The sequence below is a fragment of the Enterococcus sp. DIV0187 genome, from assembly GCF_051713785.1.
Classification (GTDB): Bacteria; Bacillota; Bacilli; order Lactobacillales; family Enterococcaceae; genus Enterococcus_A; species Enterococcus_A avium.
Window position 1 is genome coordinate 991367 of sequence record NZ_JBIOQO010000002.1, and the last position, 20684, is coordinate 1012050.

A 20684-nucleotide genomic window follows, 5' to 3' on the forward strand; every position below is an offset into this window, starting at 1 on the left:
GGATGTCAGCGTAAAAACGAACAAGGAGGAAAACAACGTGAAAAAATTAAAATTCGGTATTATCGGGTGCGGCGGGATCGCCAACCAAAAACATTTACCAGCGTTAGCGAAATTAGCGGATCAAGTAGAATTGGTGGCCTTTTGCGACACGATCATTGAACGGGCAGAAGCTGCGGCGGCAGAATATGGTGTTGCCGATGCATTAGTTACAGAAGACTACAAAGAAGTGGTGAAGCAAGCTGATATTGACGTGATACATGTATTGACACCAAATATTTCTCACTCATTTATTACGGTTGATGCCTTAGAAAGCGGTAAGCACGTGATGTGTGAAAAGCCAATGGCGATCAACTATGAAGAAGCGAAAAAAATGCTGGAGGCCGCAGAACGCACAAGCAAAAAATTAACGATCGGATATCAAAACCGTTTCCGTGCGGATTCCTTAGCAACCTATGATGCCTGCAGTAAAGGCGAGCTTGGCGAAATCTACTTTGCAAAAGCTCATGCGGTTCGTAGAAAAGGTGTTCCGACCTGGGGTGTTTTCCCAGATAAAGAAAAACAAGGCGGCGGTCCGTTGATTGATATCGGTACCCATGCGTTAGATTTAACCCTTTGGTACATGAATAATTACAAACCAAAAATGGTTTTGGGCTCGACCTACCAAAAATTGAAGGATAATCCAATGGCGAATATGTTTGGACCGTGGGAGCCGGAATCCTTTGAAACGGAAGATTCCGCATTCGGTTTAATCAAAATGGAAAATGGGGCAACGATCTTCTTGGAAGCGGCTTGGGCCTTGAATATGATCAATCCGAAGGAAGCACAGGTCACACTTTGCGGGACAGAAGGCGGCGCGGAAATGTTCGGGAAAGCCTTCTTAGATCAAGGGTACGTGGTCTTTAACAAAGCAGCCCACAACCAATTGGAGCAAACACAACCTTCCGATGCTGGCGGCGTCTTTGGCTTTGAAGGCAGTAGCTTGGAGCAAAAAGACGCAGAAGCGAAGCAATGGGTTGAAGCGATTTTGAATGATACAGAGCCGTTGGTAAAACCAGAACAAGCAATTGTGGTGACACAAATTTTAGAAGCCATTTACAAATCTGCAGAAACTGGAAAAGTTGTGGAACTGTAATTTAATGAGGCGGACGAGCGCAATTGAAAGCAGTCGTTCGTCCCATCATCTTTATTAATTATTCGTAGGAGGAATACAAATGTCGAAAATCAAAACGGCTGTAAGTTTATATAGTTTACAGGATGAATACTTAAATCATCGCATGAACCTAGATGATTTGATGCACTTTTTGCAGGAACACAAGGTTGAAGGAGTCGAGATTTTACCAGATCAAATGATCAAAAAAGCCCCGCATCCGACAGAAGAGGACGTTGCCCATTGGCATCAGCTTTTAGAAGAAACAGGAATTAAGCCGGTTATCGCGGATGTTTTTTTAAATACCAATCTCTATAACAATCGCAGTCTAACAAAACGCGAGTGTATTGAGTTATTGATCGAAGAAATCAAACAGGCCAATCGTTTGGGAATTAAATTGATTCGTTTGGTATCGATGGTGCCTTATTGGGTTTGTGAACCGCTGCTGCCTTATTGTGAAGAATACGATGTGACGATTGCTTTGGAGATCCATGCTGGCATGGCCTTTGATGAACCTGAGACGCTTCACTTTATCGAAGAAATGAAACGCTTAGATTCACCATATATCGGATTAGTGATCGATACAGGAATTTTCTGTAAAAAATTCCCGCGAGTAGTGGTGAATTATGAAATCAATAATGGCGCAAGCCCAGAAATGTTTGCTTACTTAGATGAGATCTTTGCACAGGGAACAGACCTTCACCGTGTCGTAAAAGAAAACAATGGCGAATATCCAGAAGACTTTAAAAAAGTTATTAAAACAAAAGAAGATCAAATGTTTGCGCCACTTTGCGATGGCTATGAAAATTATCCGTTTACCGTGATGGATGAGTATATGCCGTACATCAAGCATTTCCATATCAAAATGTTTGAAATGACCCCCGAAGGTCCCGAATATTCAATGGATTACAAAGGACTTTTAGAATACCTGCATGAAAAAAACTACGACGGTTACGTGGCAACAGAATATGAAGGCAATCGCTTTACACTGCCAGGCAAACCAATGCAGGAAAAAGAACAAGTGGCCGCAAACCAAAAATACTTGCAGGCGTGCTTAAAAGAGATCCAAGGATAGGAGGATGTAAGAATGTTTGACAATAATGTGTTTAAGGATGCAACTTGCAAAAATATTGAAGAAAAGGGCGAAGTAATTGGTTTCGAATTACAAACGCTGATTACGTATTATCGTGGTGTCCCTCTTTCCATGGTGGAATTTATTAAAGTCGCGGTGGATGATACGGAAGTCTCAACAGAAGACATCCAAATTTCAATTGATCAGCAAGATTGGTTCTATTTAAAAGAAGCAACAACTGTTACCAGTTATAAATGGGAATATGGTGAGCCCTTATATATTCGCGTCTTAAAACCAGGCGGACTATCAACAAGCGATCATCAAGTAAAATTGACCGTGGCTACTAGAACAGCGTATATTCCAGTGCCGTTAGTCGGTGTGAAAGAACGAACGGTGACGATTTAAGAGAAGGGGTTAGAAAGATGTTAAATTTTGGAATCATTGGACATGGTTTCATGGGTCAGACTCATACGCAAACCATCAAAAAATTAGATTATGCAACCTTGATCGCTGTGTGTGATATCAATAAGGACCAGCTAAAGGAAGTAGACGAAGGCGTAAAAACCTTTTTGAAGGCCGATCAATTATTAGCAGAAAAAGACATTGACACAGTCATCATCGCGGTGCCGAATCATTTGCATTTAGAGATGGTGAAAAAAGCGTCTGCAGAAAAAAAGGATATTATTTTGGAAAAACCAGCGGCGATGAATGGCACAGAATTTCAAGAAATGATGGAAATCACTGAAAAAGCGGGTGTGCGCTTTACGATTCATCATCAACGTCGTTGGGACAAGGATTATCGTTTGATGAAGGAAGTCGTCGACAGTCAGACGCTTGGCGATATTTATACGATTAAAAATTGTCTCTACGGCTTTAATGGAAACATGCACGATTGGCATGTGTATCCGGAGTTTGGCGGCGGGATGCTTTATGATTGGGGCGTACATTTGCTGGATCAAATGCTGTGGATGATTCCAGGGAAATTGAAGACGGTTTATGCGGATGTGCGAAATATCATTAATAAAAACGTCGACGATTACTTCAATATCCAGCTTTATTTTGATAGTGGAATCACTGGTCAAGTAGAATTAGGGACATATTTTCTAAAAGATGAAGCTTCATGGTTTGAACGCCATTGGTTTGTCGGGGGAAATAAGGGCAGTGCATACGTGGACGGATTTAATCCGCAAGGGAAAATCGTGCGAACCAGTGAATTGTTAACGAATGTTCCAGGCAAGATTACTATGACGGCAGCCGGTCCGACCCGTTCATTTGGCCCACCGCCAGAAGGCCGCCTAGTCACCGAAGAACTTCCTGAGGTTTCGGTCAATCATGAGATGTTTTTTGATCAATACAGAAGTTATGTGGCTGGCGAAGGCGAATTAGTGGTTAAACCAACAGAAATATTGCGTTTAATGAAGCTGTTGGATGCGATTCGCGTGTCAGCGAAGGAACACCGTTCGGTAGATTTTGAATAGAAAGAGGGAAGGAACATGCAATTAGGATTGGTTTCAGCGATTTTAGATCAAAGTGATTTTTATGAGATGATCGATATCGTTGCTGAAAATGGATTGGATTGTGTGGAAGTTGCCTGCTGGCCTGCTGGAAAAGCAGAGCGTCGCTACGCGGGCGTTTCACACATTGACACAGATAATCTGACAAAGGAACAAGCAGAGGAATATAAGGACTACGCTGCTGAAAAGAAGGTTGCAATCTCGGCCTTGGCCTATTATCCAAATCCGTTAGACGAGAATTTGGAAAAACGTCAGCAAGTGATTGATCATATCTATTCAGTCATCGATGCGGCGAAATTAATGGAAATAAACTTGGTGACGACCTTTATTGGACGGATGCCTACAAAAACAATCTCTGAAAATTTGAAGGAAGTGGAAAAAGTTTGGAAGCCGATTTTAGCGTATGCGGAAAAGCAAAAAGTCAAGATCGCGATTGAGAACTGTCCGATGCTCTTTACCGAAGATGAATGGCCAGGCGGTCAAAATTTGATGACAACCCCTGCATTATTCCGAAAAATCTTTGACCTTTTAGACAGTGATTATCTCGGCTTAAATTACGACCCTTCACATTTTGTTTGGCAGCAAATGGATTATTTGGCTCCGATCTATGAATTCAATGACAAGCTTTTCCATGTTCATTATAAGGACATCAAAGTTTATTGGAACAAGCTTCAAAAGGTCGGCGTGATGGCGACTCCGTTAGAATACATGTCACCGAAATTACCAGGCTTAGGCGATGTTGATTGGGGAAAATATGTTTCGGCGTTAACCGATGTTGGCTATAGCGGCTATACTTGTATTGAAGTAGAGGATCGGGCGTATGAGTCTGATTATGAAGATGTCAAACGTTCCATCAAACAAAGTACTCATTACTTACGGAATTTTGTTTAGGTGATGGAATGAAAACACAAGAAAATAGACTAATTGGGATCGATATCGGTGGAACCTCTATCAAGTTTGCCTTGATGGACGATGCAGGAACAATCGAGAAGAAGTGGTCGATCCCAACCAATATTGCAGAAAAAGGGAAATACATTCCTAAGGAGATTTGCGCCTCCATTCGAATGACACTTGAAGATACTGGACTAGCGACGGTTAAAGGAATCGGAATCGGTGTGCCGGGTCCGATCTCACCAGATGGGAAAACGGTCGTTCAAGCAGTCAATTTGGATTGGAAGGATTTGCCATTAAAGGAAATAATCGAAACCGATTTAGGTATAGGCGTGTGTCTATTAAATGACGCAAATGCGGCAGCGCTAGGTGAAATGTGGAAGGGTGCTGCTCAGGGTAACGTGAATCTGCTGTTTGTCACACTAGGTACAGGTGTTGGCGGCGGCATCGTTTTAAATGGTGAAGTCTTGAATGGTTGTCACTCTTCTGGTGGAGAGATTGGCCATATTCCTATTCGCTCTGACGAACAGCGATTGTGCGGCTGTGGTGGTAGAAATTGCCTCGAAACCTTTGCTTCTGCCAACGGATTGGCGCTAAGCATGCGAAAGAAACTGGTGGAAGTCAATGAAACGTGGCGGGAAATCACGCCGCCAATGGTTTTTGAGAAAGCAGCCCAAAAGAATGTCCACGCACAGGCAGTATTGGAAGAATTCATCGATATCTTAGGTCAAGCCTTAGCAGGAATCATGAACACGATTGATGTAGAAGAAATCGTGATTGGTGGCGGGCTATCTGAATCCGGCGAGCAATTGCTGCTGCCACTTACGGAAAAGCTAGAGGAGTATGTGTTTCCGCAAATCAAAGCACATTTCTCCGTAAAGAAAGCGCAGCTAGGGAATGAAGCCGGAATCTATGGGGCGGTTTATGCGTATTTGATCAAAAATAAAATAGTATAAAAACACTTTGTTGCCTTGAGTTCAGTTGAAAGGTAACAAGGTGTTTTAGCTTTAAATAAGAGCAAAAAGAGGAGCTGTGACAAAAGTCATGTCGCAGCTCCTTTTTCCGAACAAATGGTTTTCCAAAAGTAGCTTCTTCGAAAACAAGCCGATTTTTTTTGCAGCTAGTCACTTTTGTCACAACCGTTCTCTTAATTTGATTATTTTGTTACTGTGTACCAAAAACGCTCTAAGGTTTCTATTTGTGTCAGCTGGCGATTGCATTGATCGCTATCCGTACAAATGTAGTTGCCTTTTTTGGTATAGGTTCCGTCTCCTGCGGATTTGGTGGTTGCCAAAAAGAAAGCGACGGTGCTGATTTGATTACAGATGGCACAATGGCCTTTTTGCACATCAGTACTAAAGCTGCCATAGGCACCGACAAAACGTCCGTCGATTTTACGAAGCAAGTATTTACGATTGGTGCCGCTATCGTTCCAGCCTAAATAGCTTAATTCTCGAAAATCTTTCGCTTCCAGGTCAGGATGCTGCATTTTCTTGACTTTACGAAAGCTTTTTTCAATCTGCTTCGTTGATGGGATAGCCATCGGAATAACGAATTGTTTCATCTCTTCAAACAGCTTTTCGAATTTGTCGCGTGTGAGAGCGGTATTCATAAACTGTTCCCAATATGCGGCGAGTAAAGGATTGCGGCCGAAAAATTCTTCGGTCTTTCCTTGAATCAATGTTTGTAAAGTGACGACAGTTTGCTTGTCGTTTACGGAATGATAGGCGCTGACAAGTTCGCTGATCTGCTGCTTGCAATACCAGTATTCATAAGGGGTTAAAACGTTATTTTCTGTATTCATTGTTGATTTTCCTCATTTCTTTCTTTGAGGAAAATTGCTTTTCCGTCAAAGAACTAATCGTTTAATAAGTAAGATAGTTCTTTGAGCGTACGATACAAGATGAATGTGTCATCATGATCTCCTCCTAATGTTGCATGATTCGTACCTCCGATAGAATAAATCATTCTTCGCATTTCTACAAGTCTTTTCTTCTGATTAACCGATAATTTAGGAGAAGCCACTTTTTATCGCAAGATAGTTGATAAAGTAAACTAAATGGTTTATACTTTGATAAAGTTGATAAAGTAAACTATTTCCGCAAAAGGAGGTGTCCCTTTTTGGATACCCGTGATGTCAGAAGGTTCAATCGTTACTACACAAGAATTCTCGGAGTGTTTGATCAAAAAGTCTTTGATCTGAATTATTCAATGATAGAAATGCGCATTTTAGGGGAAATTGGTCGCCACCCCGGTATTACCGCGAATGAACTGACAAAATGTTTGAACATCAAAAAAAGTTACCTTAGTCGAAAATTAAGTAAGCTAGAAGGAGAGGGCTATATTTCTAAAAAGAAAAATCCTGATGATAGCAGAAGTATGCATCTTTTTCTTAGTGAAAAGGGTCTGGAATTAAATAAATATGTTGAAGAACAATCGGATCAAAAAGTATTGGAGCTATTAGCGCCTCTGGATGAGTCAAACTATCAGGAGTTAGTCATTGCCATGAAAACCATCGAGAAGATTTTATATCGAGTCGTACCAAATGAGCTGGAAAGTGGTCAGTAAAATTTTTATCATCTATTATTAATCAGAAAAAACACTAAAATTTATAAAGGCGTGATTTGGATGAGTGAGATAAAGATTGTTCCATTTGAAGAGAAATATACACAGCAAGTCGTTGATTTGATTCTCCCGATTCAACGTGACGAATTTAATATCGATATTAGTATCGAGGATCAGCCAGATCTCTTAAGAATCAAGCAAGAATATATCGACACAGGCGGAAATTTCTGGGTAGCCCTTTTCAATGATCAGGTCATTGGAACGATTGCCTTAGTTAAGCTGGAAAATCATTGCGGAGCTATCAAGAAAATGTTTGCAGCTAAGGAGTTTCGCGGTGAAAAGCAAGTAGGTCGCAAGTTGCTAGAGACGCTTGTTGCTTATTGCAAGCATCAAGGTTATGAACGTTTGTATCTGGGCACGGTTGAGGTGTTAAAAGCAGCGCAGAAATTTTATAAGAAGCATGATTTTCAATTAATTGACAAATCAGAGATGCCAAAAGATTATCATTTGATGGATGTGGATACGGTTTTCTTTATGCGTGAGTTGACGAAAGAGTAAGTAAAATTCTTCCTAAACACTTTTCATAGTGGCTAGGAGGATTTTTTTGTTTATGGGAATAGGGGTACCAATATTTCAAAAGCTACTATGATCGTTTGTACCAAACTGATAAACTGAAGGCATAAATGAATCGGAAATTTCGATGACAGAGGAGGATAAAAGATGAGTTTCTTAGGATCACCAATCAAAATTGGCTGTTTAGATGTAGCGAATCGACTAGTTATGCCACCGATGGCAACGGAAAAAGCAAAGGGAGACGGAGAGGTGACTGAAGCACTTTGCGATTATTATGCAGAAAAATCAGCAGGTGGTTATATCGGTTTGATTATTTTAGAGCATAGTTATATTTGTCCAGAAGGAAAAGCCAGCAAAGGCCAGCTGTCAATTGCTAAAGATAGTGATATTGTTGGTCTGAAAAACTTAGTAAAGACGATCCATCAACATCGCAGCAAAGTCTTTGCACAAATTAATCATGCCGGTGCCCGTAGCAAAAAAGAAATCATTGGCGATTTGCCAAAAAGCGCGAGTTCCGTCGACCATCCAAAATTTGCCAAAAACAAAGCACTGCCGATTGAAATGACCTCAGCAGACATTCAAAAGGTTATTGCTGATTTTGCAGCAGCAGCTTTAAGAGCAAAAAAAGCTGGTTTTGATGGAGTAGAAATCCATGCTGCTCATGCCTATTTACTGACTCAATTTTATTCTCCATTAACTAACAAGCGAGAGGATCAATACAATGGGTATTCGCTTGAAGGAAGAATCCGGCTGCATTTAGAGATCATTGCTGCCGTTCGACAAGCTGTAGGCTCAGATTTTCCGATCGCGCTTCGACTAGGTGCCAGTGATTATGCAACTGGAGGTGCCACGATCGAAGATAGTATTCTTGCCGGGGCAGCATTTGAGCAGGCCGGTATTGATTTACTAGATATTTCCGGCGGACTTACCTCATATATTAATCCGAATAATTCGGTTCAGGGCTATTTTAGTGATTTGACAGAAGCAATCAAGCAAAAGGTGTCGATCCCGGTGCTCTTAACAGGTGGAGTTATTGATGCAGCAGCTGCGGAAAAACTTCTGCAGGAAGAAAAAGCGGATATGATTGGTGTTGGTCGGGCGATTTTGAAGGATTCAGAGTGGGCGAAGCGGACGATGTTGCTGCTAGATAAATAAGGTCAAAGCTATTTTAGTAGAAGCTTATGAGCCATTCCGGAAAATTAGTTTTTTTAGACTAACAATTATGGGGTGGGTCAGTTTTTGATTTACTGGCTATGTTTATCGATTGAAGATTGACATTTTTTAAAGAAAACAAGCGAATTTAGCAGCAGGCAGTTATACATACTTCTATCATGAAGTGTTTGCGGACAAAAAAATTTCCTGAAGGATCTGGTAGTAAATTCTCATCATAATTAAATTCGATAGAAGCTCAACTAATTGACAGTTGCTCTTAGTAGCGATTAGAATTCGGTTACTATGAATAAATGTCATCGATTTTTAATGGAGGCATTACTGGAGGAGAAAAAAATGGAACTAGATTTAAAAGGAAAAACCGTATTGGTCACCGGTTCAACTAAAGGAATCGGTAAGGCGATTGCTTGGGAATTGGCAAAAGAAGGGGCAAATGTCATCGTAAATGGTCGCAATAGTCAGGTAGTGGATGAAGTAGTAATGGAAGTAAAGAAACAATTCCCGCAAACAACGCCACAGGCAGCCGCCTATGATTTATCTAAGGAAGACGAGCGTCAAAAACTGTTTGAAGCTTATCCGAGAGTTGATATTTTGATCAACAACATGGGCATTTTTCAGCCAAAGGATTATTTTGAAATAACAGATGAGCTTTGGCAGCATTTCATTGATGTAAACTTCTATTCCGGCAATGCACTGGCGAAGTTTTATTTACCTGAAATGTTGTCGACTGATTTTGGCAGGATTATCTTCATTGCGAGTGAAGAGGCGATTATGCCCTCTGGTGAAATGCCGCAATACAGCTTGACCAAAACGATGAACCTTTCTTTAGCTAAAAGCTTATCTAAATTGACAAAGGGAACCAATGTAACAGTCAATACCATCATGCCAGGCTCCACTTTAACTGAAGGCGTGCAGCAGATGTTGGTGGATATGTATAGCGACACGGATATCCCTGAAAGTGAATGGGAAAGCGATTTTATGAAAAATCATCGACCATTGTCTCAAATTCAACGATTGATCCGTCCAGAAGAAATCGGTCGCTTTGCAGCCTTTGTTTCCAGCCCTTATGCGCGATCCTTCTCAGGAGCAGCCTTACGTCTAGATGGTGGATTGGTACCGACAATTTTCTAGAACGATTTATTTATGGATAGCATGTTGTAAAAAAACAACACAAAAAAATGAACCTTCAAGAGAAAATCGCTGAGGGTTCATTTTTAATATTGTTATTTAGCTGGGGGTGTACCGTACATTTTAGGTGTAACAGGATCAAGCTTAGGGGCTTTTCCTTCTACTTTTGGTTCTTTCAAGTAGTTGTATTCACCTTCACCGTCTAATGCTTTTCCTTTGGCCCAGCTGCCTTTTTTGCTTTCTTCGCCTTCAGAAAAGTTGTAGAAATCATAAGCGATATCTAAACGTTCATTCTCTCTTGGGAACGTACTAGGAACTAAAATACTCTTTTCCTTTTCTTCTAGTTCTTTGACAGCAGTCGCCCATAAGTTTTGGTGATAGCTGTCGCGGGCTAATAGTACGGATAGTAAATCTTTAACGCCTTTATCTTCAATCATTTCGTAAATTCTGGCTACTTGCAGGCGGCCTTGGGATTCCGCATTTAGGTTTGCTCGGAAATCGGCTAGTAAATTACCGCTGGCAATAATATAACCGCCGCTCCAAGGATTTCCTACACTGTCAGCAGGACGTGGTCCTAAGCCAGCAACAATTGCCTGTTGCGGATTCATACCAGCAATTACAGCGCCAATAGCAGGATCATTTTTCATTGCTGATTCTTGATCTTCAACAGGGGCGCCTTCTAAAAGTCGAGCCACCATCGTTGCCAACATTTCTACGTGGCCAATTTCTTCTGTTGCGATATCCATCAGCATATCTTTGTATTTTTCTTCTCCGCGCATGCTCCAGCCTTGGAACAGGTACTGCATAGCAACGCTCATTTCGCCGTATTGTCCACCAATCAATTCTTGAAGATACTTCGCAATTAGAGGATTCGGACTATCCGGTTTTGCTTCAAACTGTAATTCCTTTTTGTGTAAAAACATATCAATATTCACTCCTATTTATTTTTTACATGAACCAATAACAGTTCATTGTATTTGGTTTTGGATGGTGATTTTATTGAATAGTAAAAAGCTAAAATACGTCAATAAAAGCTTATTTATTCACCAGTAAAAATTTGTTTGGTAACTTTATAAATTTAAAAAATGCTTTACTAACGATCGTTTAGCTCTTACATTAGTTTCTAAAGATACGAAGGAAATAATAAGAAACTTAATCTGTTTATCTATAAAGTAATGCTTGTTGTATAAAATAGTGTAAAGGATAACTTTTTTTTTGAACAGAAATATGCTTAAAAGAGTAAAAATGGGGACGCGTATAGGAGAAAATAAACACATTTTCAAGCGCTTGTTGTGTATTTGGAATTAAGGAAAACATAAAGCTCAGCCTTTAATGATGTTGACAAACACGGTGTTATCTATTAAATTTACACTATAGTGGATTTTATTCGAGATAGTAATTGGAGGATATTATGATTTCAGCAAATGAAATTGTCAGTCGAAATATTAAACGAATTCGCCAAGAAAGAAATCTGACCTTAGATGATCTGGCGCGATTGTCCGGCGTTAGTAAGAGTATGCTAAGTGAGATCGAGCGTTGCGCTAAAAGTCCGACGATTTCGATGCTAGAGAAAATTTGTACAGGAATTCATATTCCTTTAGCCCAGCTGACTTATATAGAAACACCGGATGTGTCAGTAATCAGAAAAAGTAATAGTAAGCATTATTCAACTTCAAAAGGGTTTGATACGTATAATTTGTTTGAGTTTGATCCGGATAAAAAATTTGAAATGATGCGTCATGTGATCGCACCTCACTCGGAGCGCTTATCTGAATATCATGAAGCCGGAATCAGAGAATATATTATTTGTACACAAGGGGTATTGGCTATTCAGGTTGGTGAAAAGAGTTTTGAACTAGAAGAAGGAGAAGCAATCCAATTTTTAGCGAATTGCAATCACAAGTATGCCAACCCGATGAATGAGGAAACACATATTTTGATGCTGATGTTTAGGGAGTAGAAAGAGGGGATTGAATGAAAGGGTATAGTGTTCGGTTGGTGAAGTTGGTATTTGGTTTGTTTTTATTCGCATTGGGTTCATTTTTAACGATTCAGGCAAATATCGGATTGGCTTCCTGGGAGGCCTTCAGTATGGGATTAGCTTATCTGACAGACCAAACGTATGGCAATATTTTGATCATTAGCGGATTTGTCATTTTAGTGATTGACGTGGCTTTAAAGGAAAAAATTGGCTTTGGAACAATTCTTAACACGATTCTGATTGGAACTTTCGTGGATCTGATTCCTCAAATGAACAATTTTTTCTCTGGCGTTTTGATGCTGTTACTTGGACAACTGTCGATTTGCATTGGGAGTTATTTTTATATCGGGGCTTCGCTTGGCTGCGGGCCGCGTGATGCTTTGATGGTTGCGTTGGGAAAACGTCTGCCGAAGGTTCCCATCGGAATTGTTCGAGGTGTAATCGAGGGCACGGTTCTGCTGATTGGTTGGCTATTGGGAGCAAAGGTGGGAATCGGAACAGTTATTTCGGTCTTTGGAATCAGCTTCATTTTAGAGGCGACCTTCAATATTTTGCACTTTGATGTTACGAACATTGAGCATGAAAGCATCGTGGATACCGTGAGAACATTATAAAGCTAAATTTAATCCAAAGAAAAACGAATTGTCTTTTATAGGCGGTTCGTTTTTTTGTAGCTGCGGTCAGAAGCTCCTATTTAGGAATGAAAACCAGATTTTTTTAACATATAGTCAGACTCCTCTCGAATGTGACAAAAAAACATTTGATAACAATAGAAAATGGCCTCTTCTAAAGAAACGTTTGAATAACAACGTTTCTTTAGGTTATCAATAAAAATTTATTTGTAAATTAAATATAAAGGTTAGTTGACAAGAAAATAATTTTTTTCTAAAGTCCGTTAATTAAATGAATAGAAAACAAGAAGCAATGTTCGGCGTGTATTTTGGGATGAAAAATACGAAATGAGAGATCTGTTTATGATAGCAGGTCTTTATTTTTTTGCTCTTTTAAAGTTTATATTTTGAATAGGACGTTAATATAGACTTATTTTATTATTTTTGTCATTTTCAGACCTCTAATTTGACTAATAATAATAGATGAGAAAGAGCCTATTTATTGTATAAATTGAAGCGGCTTTTCTCAGATCTGTAGCCTTGGAAAATGGAAGAAAAGCTAGTCAAAAGGTTGGGAAATGCTGGGAAAGTAATAAAGGAGGCGGAAAAATAATAAAAAGCTATAAGACGATTTTAATGGATTAGTTTGTTTAAGGCGGAGAGTCAACGCTTAAGCAAATTATTTACATGTATAAGGAGGTTGTGAAAAATGAAACGATTAAAAAAGCTTTGGTCGTTGTCTGCAATAATTGGCATGATGATTAGTCTTTTTCCGATGTCGGCTATTGCGGAAACCGCGGATCAAACGGGAGTAGTCGTTAATCAAGTGACTGTCACAGATACCAATGATCAGGAAATCACAGAGAATCATCGGATAGATCAAAAGACGGCTGTCAAACTGAATTTAAGTTGGGCACTGGCACAACCGACATTGATTGAGGAAAATACCACCACGATTATTGAGTTGCCCGCAAACCTGCATTACCCAGAGCAATCAGGTAGTTTAGGCGAGATGGGGAATTATCAAGTAAAAAATCAACAACTAATCTTTCAATTCAAACAAAATTATCAAAAAACAGCAGATGGACTTGTACCAGATTTCGCTAGTGCAAAATTTTATGAAGGATTGATTGAGGTAACGGCAGAAACTACATCAGATAATGTAGAAGCAGAAACAATCGATTTTGGGAATAATGTGTTGACCAGTATATATTACAACAAAGCTTCAGATCCAGCGCCCGATATCGTCAACCAAGCTGAGGCAGACCAGACAATAGCTAAAAGACAAGCTCGGGCGGATCATGAAGCAAATCTGAACGCTCGTGGCGTGAATTTATTTACCAATATTAAAATTACGGATTTTAATGACCAAGAGTTTAATGAGGAAAATCCGGCTGTTCAAGATGCTAATATCAAGATTCATTTTGATTGGGTGTTGGATGATGCAGAAATTATACAAAATGGTGATTTTTATACGTATCAGCTGCCTGACTATTTTTCTATTCATAATGCCGTAACAGATGTGCTGAAAAATCAGGATGGAGATGTTTTAGGGTCATTCACCTTAGACTTAAATGGGCTTTTAACCGTCACCTTTAATGATAAAGCCGGAAATTTAAGCGAGCGTCAAGGGACGATTGATTTAAGAACAGAACTGAAAATTACTACGGAAAATGAAACAATTGAGATTTCAACTGGGATCACAGATGAGGCTGGAGTAGAAATTAGGATTGTCATTCCAGTCGTAAAAGCGGACATTAGTAAAAGCGGAAAAATTGAAGCTGATAACTCAGTGACATGGACGATCATCTTAAATGAAGAAAGACGTGATCTGAGAAACGCGGTTTTAAGAGATACGATGCCTGAAGGATTATCTGTTTGGTATACCCAGGATTATGTGATGAATGAGAATGGTGAATGGGTAATACCGCCAGCAGGCTTTATTAATTCTTGGATAGCTGGCACAGATTATGTCTACAAATTTACCTCTGGTGTGATGAATCAGCCAGTAAAAATTGTTCTTAAAATGCGGGTGGATGATGAAAGCAAGAAGGAATTTTTGAACAAAGCAACGATTAGCGGAGATAACTTTATTTCTAATTCGGCAGAGGCGAGTGTGTCTTTCGATGATAGAGACAATTATAAATATTGTACGGATTATGATTTAAATACCGGTATTTTCAACTGGGAAATCAAAGCTACGTATACGACTGATGGTGGAATTCTTAAGGACTGGATGTATTCAAGATATGGTGATCCGAATACAGCAAAACATTATTTATTGAAAGACAGCATCAAAGTGTATGACGAAAATGGCAATGAAGTCGCTAGTGATAAGTGGACATTTTCAGAAGCAGCGGCTGATTATAAAGAAAAAAACGGAGAGTATGTACACTTTACGTTAAATTTTGCAGAAAAAGGCGTTTATAAAGTGAAGTATTCGACCCAAACATTTGATGTGCCAACGCCATTACGAAGTGCTCTTCAGAATACTGCTTTGATTATTGATGGAACAGAAAGTGAAGAAATTAATGCGGGAGAAACACCAGATGTTGAAGGAGCATTAGGCATCACCAAAACAGCGCCGAGTAAGAATTATGCGACGAACACAATCAGCTGGCAGGTAGTATTGAACAAAAATCGTCTTTTAATGAAAGATGCGATCATCAAAGATAGATACACCACTCTTTCTGGAATAAATAAGAGTGCGCTTCAATTGATTGAATCATCGCTTGTAGTAAAAGCTAATGATGGAACGACTGATAAGGTTTTAACTAAAGATAGCGACTACGTTCTGGAAAAAGTCGATGGCGATGAAGATTATTCGTTAGGATTTAATATCCGATTAATTGGGGCTTACGCAACAACAAGCGATCAAATCACCTTTAATTATGACACACACTTCTTCATGGACAAACAGCCACATCATGATACGGGTACTACACAAAGATTTGATAATAGCGTAGTGGTAACGTATACCGGTGAAGATGGAAAAAATCATACAGATGGTGCAGAACTTGCCACGTGGGTGAGTGCACAGTACGCATTTAATGGTTTAAAATATGGGAAATATCTTACAGAAGGGGTAGATGTAGCCAAGGCCTTTAGTCATAATAATCCATTCTTAGAAACAACCGCAGGAGAAAATAGTGTGTATTGGACAGCGTTGTTTAATACATGGAAAACAACCATTCCTAAAGAGACAACGATTAAAGAAGCATTAGGCGAGGGACAAACGCTTAAAGAACTTGTTATTTACGATGTCGATGTGGCTGCTAGTAAGCTAGAAGCTGCTCAATTAGGAACGAAATGGGAAGTCAATGTTGATTATACGTATGAACTTGATGAAGCTGGGGTTCCAACTATTACCTTATTAAAAGACAAAGAGTCAACCTTCGCCATTTTTGTTTCGGCAGAAGCGGCGGATGAAGTTCCAACCTATAAAAACGTTGCGACGATGACAGTAAAGGATAGTAAACCAATAAAGGTCGAAGGAACCGTTGAAAAAAGTGCGAAGGATGCATGGATTTCTAAGAGCGGTCAACAAGGAACAGGTGAAGACTACCGTTCAATCAATTGGTCTGTTGTTTTAAATAAAGACGGGCATACAATTCACGATCCAGTCGTTAAAGACACTGTAAAAATCAGTGAGCAGACATTTGTTTATGACGCTGATAAAAATGTAGTGGTAAAGGTCTTTAAGGCAAAAAATAATGGTTCAGGAACATTTGTTAAAGATGGCGAGGCTCTTGTGTTTACAGAAGAAAACAGCCCTGTGGTTACTTCGGATTCTGCAGCAGGAACTCAAACATTAACCATTCATCTAGGTGAGACGATCGATTCTGCTTACATCATTGAGTATCAAACATTGCTAGATCCGGGGATTCAAAATAATGAAGTGATTGCAAACGAGGCATCACTTTATGGTAAAGACATCCAATTTCATGAAGTAACGAAAACTGTGACCGTGAAATCTACAGATGGTGAAGGAACTTCAAGTGGGAAAAATGGCTCGATCACCTTCCGGAAACTAGATGAGAACGATCAGCTAATTACTACAAGTTCAGCCTTTTTCGATCTTTATCGAAAGGACACTGAAGGCAATCTAACACTGATGCTTTCAAATATTGAAGTAAAAGGCGATAAAATCATTGAAAATGGTGCGGAAGTCGATCATCTGTCTAATTTACGTTATGGAACCTATGTTATTGTAGAAAGTCAAGCACCTGAAGGATATGTGAAGGACAACCAAGAGCATGAGTTTATCATTTCTAGAGAACGAATAAATCATACATTCTCTTTAGAAAATCGAAAAGCTTCTTCAAAAATTGAATTAACGGCGAAGAAAGAATTAAGCGGACGACCTTTAAAAGCTGAAGAATTCAGCTTCAATCTGAAAGGTGAAGGCGTGGATCAAACCCAGAAAAATGCGGCAGATGGAACGATTACATTTGACGCGATCGAGTATGGTGAAGCCGGAACTTACGAGTATTCGATTTCTGAAGTGATCCCAGCCGAAAAAGAAGCAGGCATTACCTACGATGAGACAACGTACAAAGTAATTGTGACGGTAGAAGAAAAAGCTGGTGAGCTGGAAGCAACAGCCGAATACGAAAATGTGGAAGTCGGAGAAGTACCAACATTCAAGAACACCTATGCAGTGACACCGGGAAGTATTCGTTTAGAAGCGCAAAAAGAATTAACAGGTCGAAAGCTAAAAGCCGAAGAATTCAGCTTTAATCTGAAAGGTGAAGGCGTGGATCAAATCCAGAAAAATGCGGCAGATGGAACGATTACATTTGATGCGATCGAGTATGGTGAAGCCGGAACTTACGAGTATACGATTTCCGAAGTGATCCCAGCCGAAAAAGAGACCGGAATCACCTACGATGACACTATTTATAAGGTGTTCGTGACTGTTGAGGAGAAAGCTGGAAAGCTTGAGACTACCGCTGTTTACGAAGGAGTTGAAGCTGGAAAGCAGCCGATTTTCACGAATCATTTTACTCCAGATAAGGAAATTCCGCCGGGTGAACTGCTATTGAAAAAGACAGATAGTAAAACTGGCAAGAGATTGGCAAATGCAGAATTTGAATTGGTAACTGGCGAAGATAAAATAGTCGAGGGTCAGGAAATGATCGTCACCGGTAAGGATGGAACGATTCTTATTAAAGGTTTGACTGATGGAAGCTATAAGCTGATTGAAACCAAGGCGCCAAAAGGGTACCAATTAGATGCAACACCAATTGAGTTTTCAGTAAAAGATAATCAACCAAATATAAAAGAGGTTACCAAAGAAAATACGCCGATAGCAGAGCCAGAGATAGAAAAAACAAAGGATGAGACGAAGAACAGTGTCACGAAGAAGAATACGACGACCCATCAAACTACAACGAGAAGCACATCTACAACTTCTAAACGTTTGCCAAGTACAGGAAGTCAAAACAGTGGCATCTGGAGCACTTTGGGCATTTTAGTCCTATTGATTGTATTGGGAGTAGTTGTATTAAAAGTCAGAAAAAAGAGCATTTAAGAAAACATGAAATGAGAGGATTTAATGACAGTCTTACTTTTAACAAAAAGTTATTCATACGAACAGGATTTTGTAAAAAAACTGAATGATTTAGGGTATGAGGTGCTGTGCAGTAATCAAGTACTTTTGGATTTGCAAAGTACAGATAAAGAGGAATTTTCTAGCGAGCTTGATTATTTTGATACAGTAATTCTAAGCGAAACCATTTCAGATCAGGAAGTAGCAACTTGTCTAGAAACATTGAAATTGTTTCACTGCAGACTCATACGAAAAACAATTTCAGAGCTAGATGAGGAGACTCGTGAGCAATGGAAGCAACAAGGAGTCGAATTGATTGTTTCCCAGAAAGTAAGCTTTGAAGAATTACGCGAGCAGATGTCAATTCGCGAGAAAACGGAGCAAAAAAGCAAACCTACGCTGACAAAGGAAAAAGATATTGATTTGGAAAATTTCGATTACCGCTTAACAAAGCAAGAATATCGAGTCTTTCGCTTGCTGAAGCAATCAATAGGAAAATGTATTTCTCGAACGGAGATGTGCTATTACTTGTGGGAATCTGCACCTTCAAGAGCGAAGGAAAGCCGTCTGTCTGGCATTATCAAGTCGCTTAAGAAGAAAATGGGCGAGCACGGATTAGATGAATCCCAGCTGCAAACCTCTTGGGGAAACGGCTATTGCTTGAAAAAGGTTGTTTCTAAAAAAGCCTCTGTTACAAATCAAGTGTGATGAAATGTGTATAAAAAATGAATTAGTCGATGGAGCATCAAAATATAGGTCATAATTTTTTCAGACTTCAATGAAAGCAGTAAAAAATCTTCGGATTTTATCCTTCGAAAATTTTTTTACTGCTTTTTTGTCTAAAAAAACAGTGAGTGAATTATTTATGATCAATAAAAATATTGTTATATTTCTAAATTTATAAAGAACAAAGGAGGCTTTCTGATGCTAGATTCTTTTATAAAGGGACAAGATCAACTAGTACAAAAGGTTTTCACGTACTGCTATCGATCGTATAACTCTGTTTTCAGTTATAAAGAACTTACAGAAGAACTGAGTATTTCCTATTCTATGTTAAGACAAGTATTGGATCAGATAGAAACGATTCAACAGAGTTATCCTGAATTTTCGATAGAGCGAGAGAATAAGGAAGCCACAATTAAGTTTTCCGAAAGATTTCTGCTAAATAAAATTCGAGTGGATTTAACCAAATCAACGCTGCCCTTTATTATTTGGGACGCTATTTTTAATCAGAAATTCAAATCCCTGGAATCGTTTAGTCAAAGTCAATACCTAAGTCGTCGAACGGTCCAACGACAAATTGGAGAATTTAGTCCAATTTTGGCTCAATATCAAATCGGTTTGAATTTAAAAAAGAACGGGTATTTAATTGGAGATGAGTTTCGTATTCGTTTTTTCTTTCATAGTTTTTATTGGCATATTTATGATGAAATTGACAGCAATCGTCCTCCGATTGTTCAAAAAAGTGCAACTGTGATCTATCAAAGTTTAACTGAATACTTTCCTTTTCTTAGACATGCAGATAAGGAGCGTTTTATCAATTTTCTGGCAGTGACTGTTATGCGTATTAAACAGGGCTATTTGATTCAAACGATACCGGAAACGGTCAGAAAGTTTTTTAATCCCTTTATTTCCAAAGAGCTTTTTGAAAAAGAAATACTTGTTCCTTTTTTTGAAGCCAACCTACTTTTCGAAAAGGATTTACCTAGTGATGAATTCTTGTATATCTATTATATGTTTACCGTAGGACAGAGCTATTCTCAAGAAACGTTGCAACAGATTCAATTACAATCGCCGACTTTTCTAAGTGACTATCGACGCTTAATTGACGAATGGATCATTCAGATAGAGGAGCATTTGCAATATCGTTTCGGACAGGATGAAAAAAGATTTCTATTTATTAATACCACGTATATTTTTTCTTTTTTATTAACATTTGGATTAGGGAAACAAATCGATTCCTTCGGTGATTATATGACAATTTCTGAGGTTGAGGACCAGTATCTTTATCTTTTTGATCTCCTGGAAAGGATCGCTCACAGTGTGGATACGCCAAATGAAAAATGGAGTAAGACAATCAATTCAAATTCCTTCAAATATTATGTTTCACAACTGCTTTATCATATTCTGATGGACCGCGATCTACCTATCCGTGTGGCGATAGAGTCCAAAGGGCGGGGACTAGAAGAACAGCTGCAGAAACAAACTTTGGTGCGAATCAGTCCGCGCCCGATTATTATTGTCGGTATTCGTCAAAAACCGGATGTTGTGATTTCCGATTACGCGATTGATTTGTCTAAGTATTTTTCTCGCGATTTGCCGCATCTTTTTCAATGGGACGAAAAGCAGTATCTTTCAGATTGGATTCGAGTAATTACCTTTATTAATAAAATTCGTGATCAAAAATACAATCAGTTATTATCGTAAAATGACTCTCGGTACAACTAGAAAATGATCGCGAACAGTATGATTTTTTCGTGT

At 39.2% G+C, this 20684-nt stretch carries 17 protein-coding genes; 15 read left to right on the forward strand and 2 right to left on the reverse strand.

Annotation, left to right across the window (positions count from 1 at the left end; translation table 11 throughout):
• The first annotated feature begins 37 nt into the window (after positions 1-37).
• The 6 genes from IGI52_RS24760 (at position 38) to IGI52_RS24785 (ending at position 5580) form a co-directional block, all read left to right on the forward strand.
• A complete protein-coding gene (locus tag IGI52_RS24760) occupies positions 38-1132 on the forward strand; it encodes a Gfo/Idh/MocA family protein (protein WP_438782654.1) in 1095 nt (364 codons plus the stop codon).
• A 79-nt stretch (positions 1133-1211) separates the two neighbouring features.
• Positions 1212-2222 carry a sugar phosphate isomerase/epimerase family protein gene (locus tag IGI52_RS24765; RefSeq protein WP_438782655.1) on the forward strand — a complete coding sequence of 337 codons (1011 nt, stop codon included), beginning with the start codon at positions 1212-1214 and terminating at the stop codon, positions 2220-2222.
• A gap of 12 nt (positions 2223-2234) precedes the next feature.
• The gene (locus tag IGI52_RS24770) at positions 2235-2624 is read left to right on the forward strand and encodes a C-glycoside deglycosidase beta subunit domain-containing protein (RefSeq protein ID WP_438782656.1); all 390 of its coding nucleotides are present in this window, start codon (positions 2235-2237) and stop codon (positions 2622-2624) included.
• Between the two features lie 17 nt (positions 2625-2641).
• Positions 2642-3697 carry a Gfo/Idh/MocA family protein gene (locus IGI52_RS24775; RefSeq protein ID WP_438782657.1) on the forward strand — a complete coding sequence of 352 codons (1056 nt, stop codon included), beginning with the start codon at positions 2642-2644 and terminating at the stop codon, positions 3695-3697.
• Positions 3698-3712: 15 nt separating this feature from the next.
• On the forward strand, positions 3713-4624 hold the full coding sequence (locus IGI52_RS24780) for a sugar phosphate isomerase/epimerase family protein (RefSeq protein ID WP_438782658.1): 912 nt from the start codon (positions 3713-3715) through the stop codon (positions 4622-4624).
• A gap of 8 nt (positions 4625-4632) precedes the next feature.
• Positions 4633-5580 (forward strand): ROK family protein, encoded by a 948-nt coding sequence (locus tag IGI52_RS24785; RefSeq protein WP_438782659.1) that lies wholly within the window; start codon positions 4633-4635, stop codon positions 5578-5580.
• 200 nt (positions 5581-5780) lie between these two features.
• On the opposite strand, the gene IGI52_RS24790 is transcribed toward IGI52_RS24785, so the two are convergent.
• Entirely contained in the window at positions 5781-6428 is a 648-nt protein-coding gene (locus tag IGI52_RS24790) for a FusB/FusC family EF-G-binding protein (RefSeq protein ID WP_048719539.1), read from the reverse strand.
• 317 nt (positions 6429-6745) lie between these two features.
• Here IGI52_RS24790 and IGI52_RS24795 point away from each other — a divergent pair, with 317 nt between their 5' ends.
• From IGI52_RS24795 to IGI52_RS24810, 4 genes are all read left to right on the forward strand, one after another.
• The gene (locus tag IGI52_RS24795) at positions 6746-7192 is read left to right on the forward strand and encodes a MarR family winged helix-turn-helix transcriptional regulator (protein WP_438782660.1); all 447 of its coding nucleotides are present in this window, start codon (positions 6746-6748) and stop codon (positions 7190-7192) included.
• A gap of 60 nt (positions 7193-7252) precedes the next feature.
• Positions 7253-7747, forward strand: a complete 495-nt coding sequence (locus IGI52_RS24800; protein WP_137439031.1) for a GNAT family N-acetyltransferase — start codon at positions 7253-7255, stop codon at positions 7745-7747.
• 162 nt (positions 7748-7909) lie between these two features.
• Entirely contained in the window at positions 7910-8917 is a 1008-nt protein-coding gene (locus IGI52_RS24805) for an NADH:flavin oxidoreductase (RefSeq protein ID WP_438782661.1), read from the forward strand.
• Positions 8918-9268: 351 nt separating this feature from the next.
• On the forward strand, positions 9269-10063 hold the full coding sequence (locus IGI52_RS24810) for an SDR family NAD(P)-dependent oxidoreductase (RefSeq protein WP_438782662.1): 795 nt from the start codon (positions 9269-9271) through the stop codon (positions 10061-10063).
• A 92-nt stretch (positions 10064-10155) separates the two neighbouring features.
• On the opposite strand, the gene IGI52_RS24815 is transcribed toward IGI52_RS24810, so the two are convergent.
• Positions 10156-10983, reverse strand: a complete 828-nt coding sequence (locus IGI52_RS24815; protein ID WP_048719534.1) for a manganese catalase family protein — start codon at positions 10981-10983, stop codon at positions 10156-10158.
• Between the two features lie 488 nt (positions 10984-11471).
• Here IGI52_RS24815 and IGI52_RS24820 point away from each other — a divergent pair, with 488 nt between their 5' ends.
• From IGI52_RS24820 to IGI52_RS24840, 5 genes are all read left to right on the forward strand, one after another.
• Positions 11472-12020 carry a helix-turn-helix domain-containing protein gene (locus IGI52_RS24820; RefSeq protein ID WP_438782663.1) on the forward strand — a complete coding sequence of 183 codons (549 nt, stop codon included), beginning with the start codon at positions 11472-11474 and terminating at the stop codon, positions 12018-12020.
• A gap of 14 nt (positions 12021-12034) precedes the next feature.
• The gene (locus tag IGI52_RS24825) at positions 12035-12655 is read left to right on the forward strand and encodes a YczE/YyaS/YitT family protein (protein ID WP_438782664.1); all 621 of its coding nucleotides are present in this window, start codon (positions 12035-12037) and stop codon (positions 12653-12655) included.
• A gap of 706 nt (positions 12656-13361) precedes the next feature.
• Positions 13362-18185 carry a Spy0128 family protein gene (locus tag IGI52_RS24830; RefSeq protein WP_438782665.1) on the forward strand — a complete coding sequence of 1608 codons (4824 nt, stop codon included), beginning with the start codon at positions 13362-13364 and terminating at the stop codon, positions 18183-18185.
• Positions 18186-18209: 24 nt separating this feature from the next.
• Positions 18210-18911 carry a helix-turn-helix domain-containing protein gene (locus IGI52_RS24835; RefSeq protein WP_048719687.1) on the forward strand — a complete coding sequence of 234 codons (702 nt, stop codon included), beginning with the start codon at positions 18210-18212 and terminating at the stop codon, positions 18909-18911.
• A gap of 216 nt (positions 18912-19127) precedes the next feature.
• Positions 19128-20630, forward strand: coding sequence for a helix-turn-helix domain-containing protein (locus tag IGI52_RS24840; RefSeq protein ID WP_438782666.1), 1503 nt, complete (start codon positions 19128-19130; stop codon positions 20628-20630).
• Positions 20631-20684 lie beyond the last annotated feature (54 nt).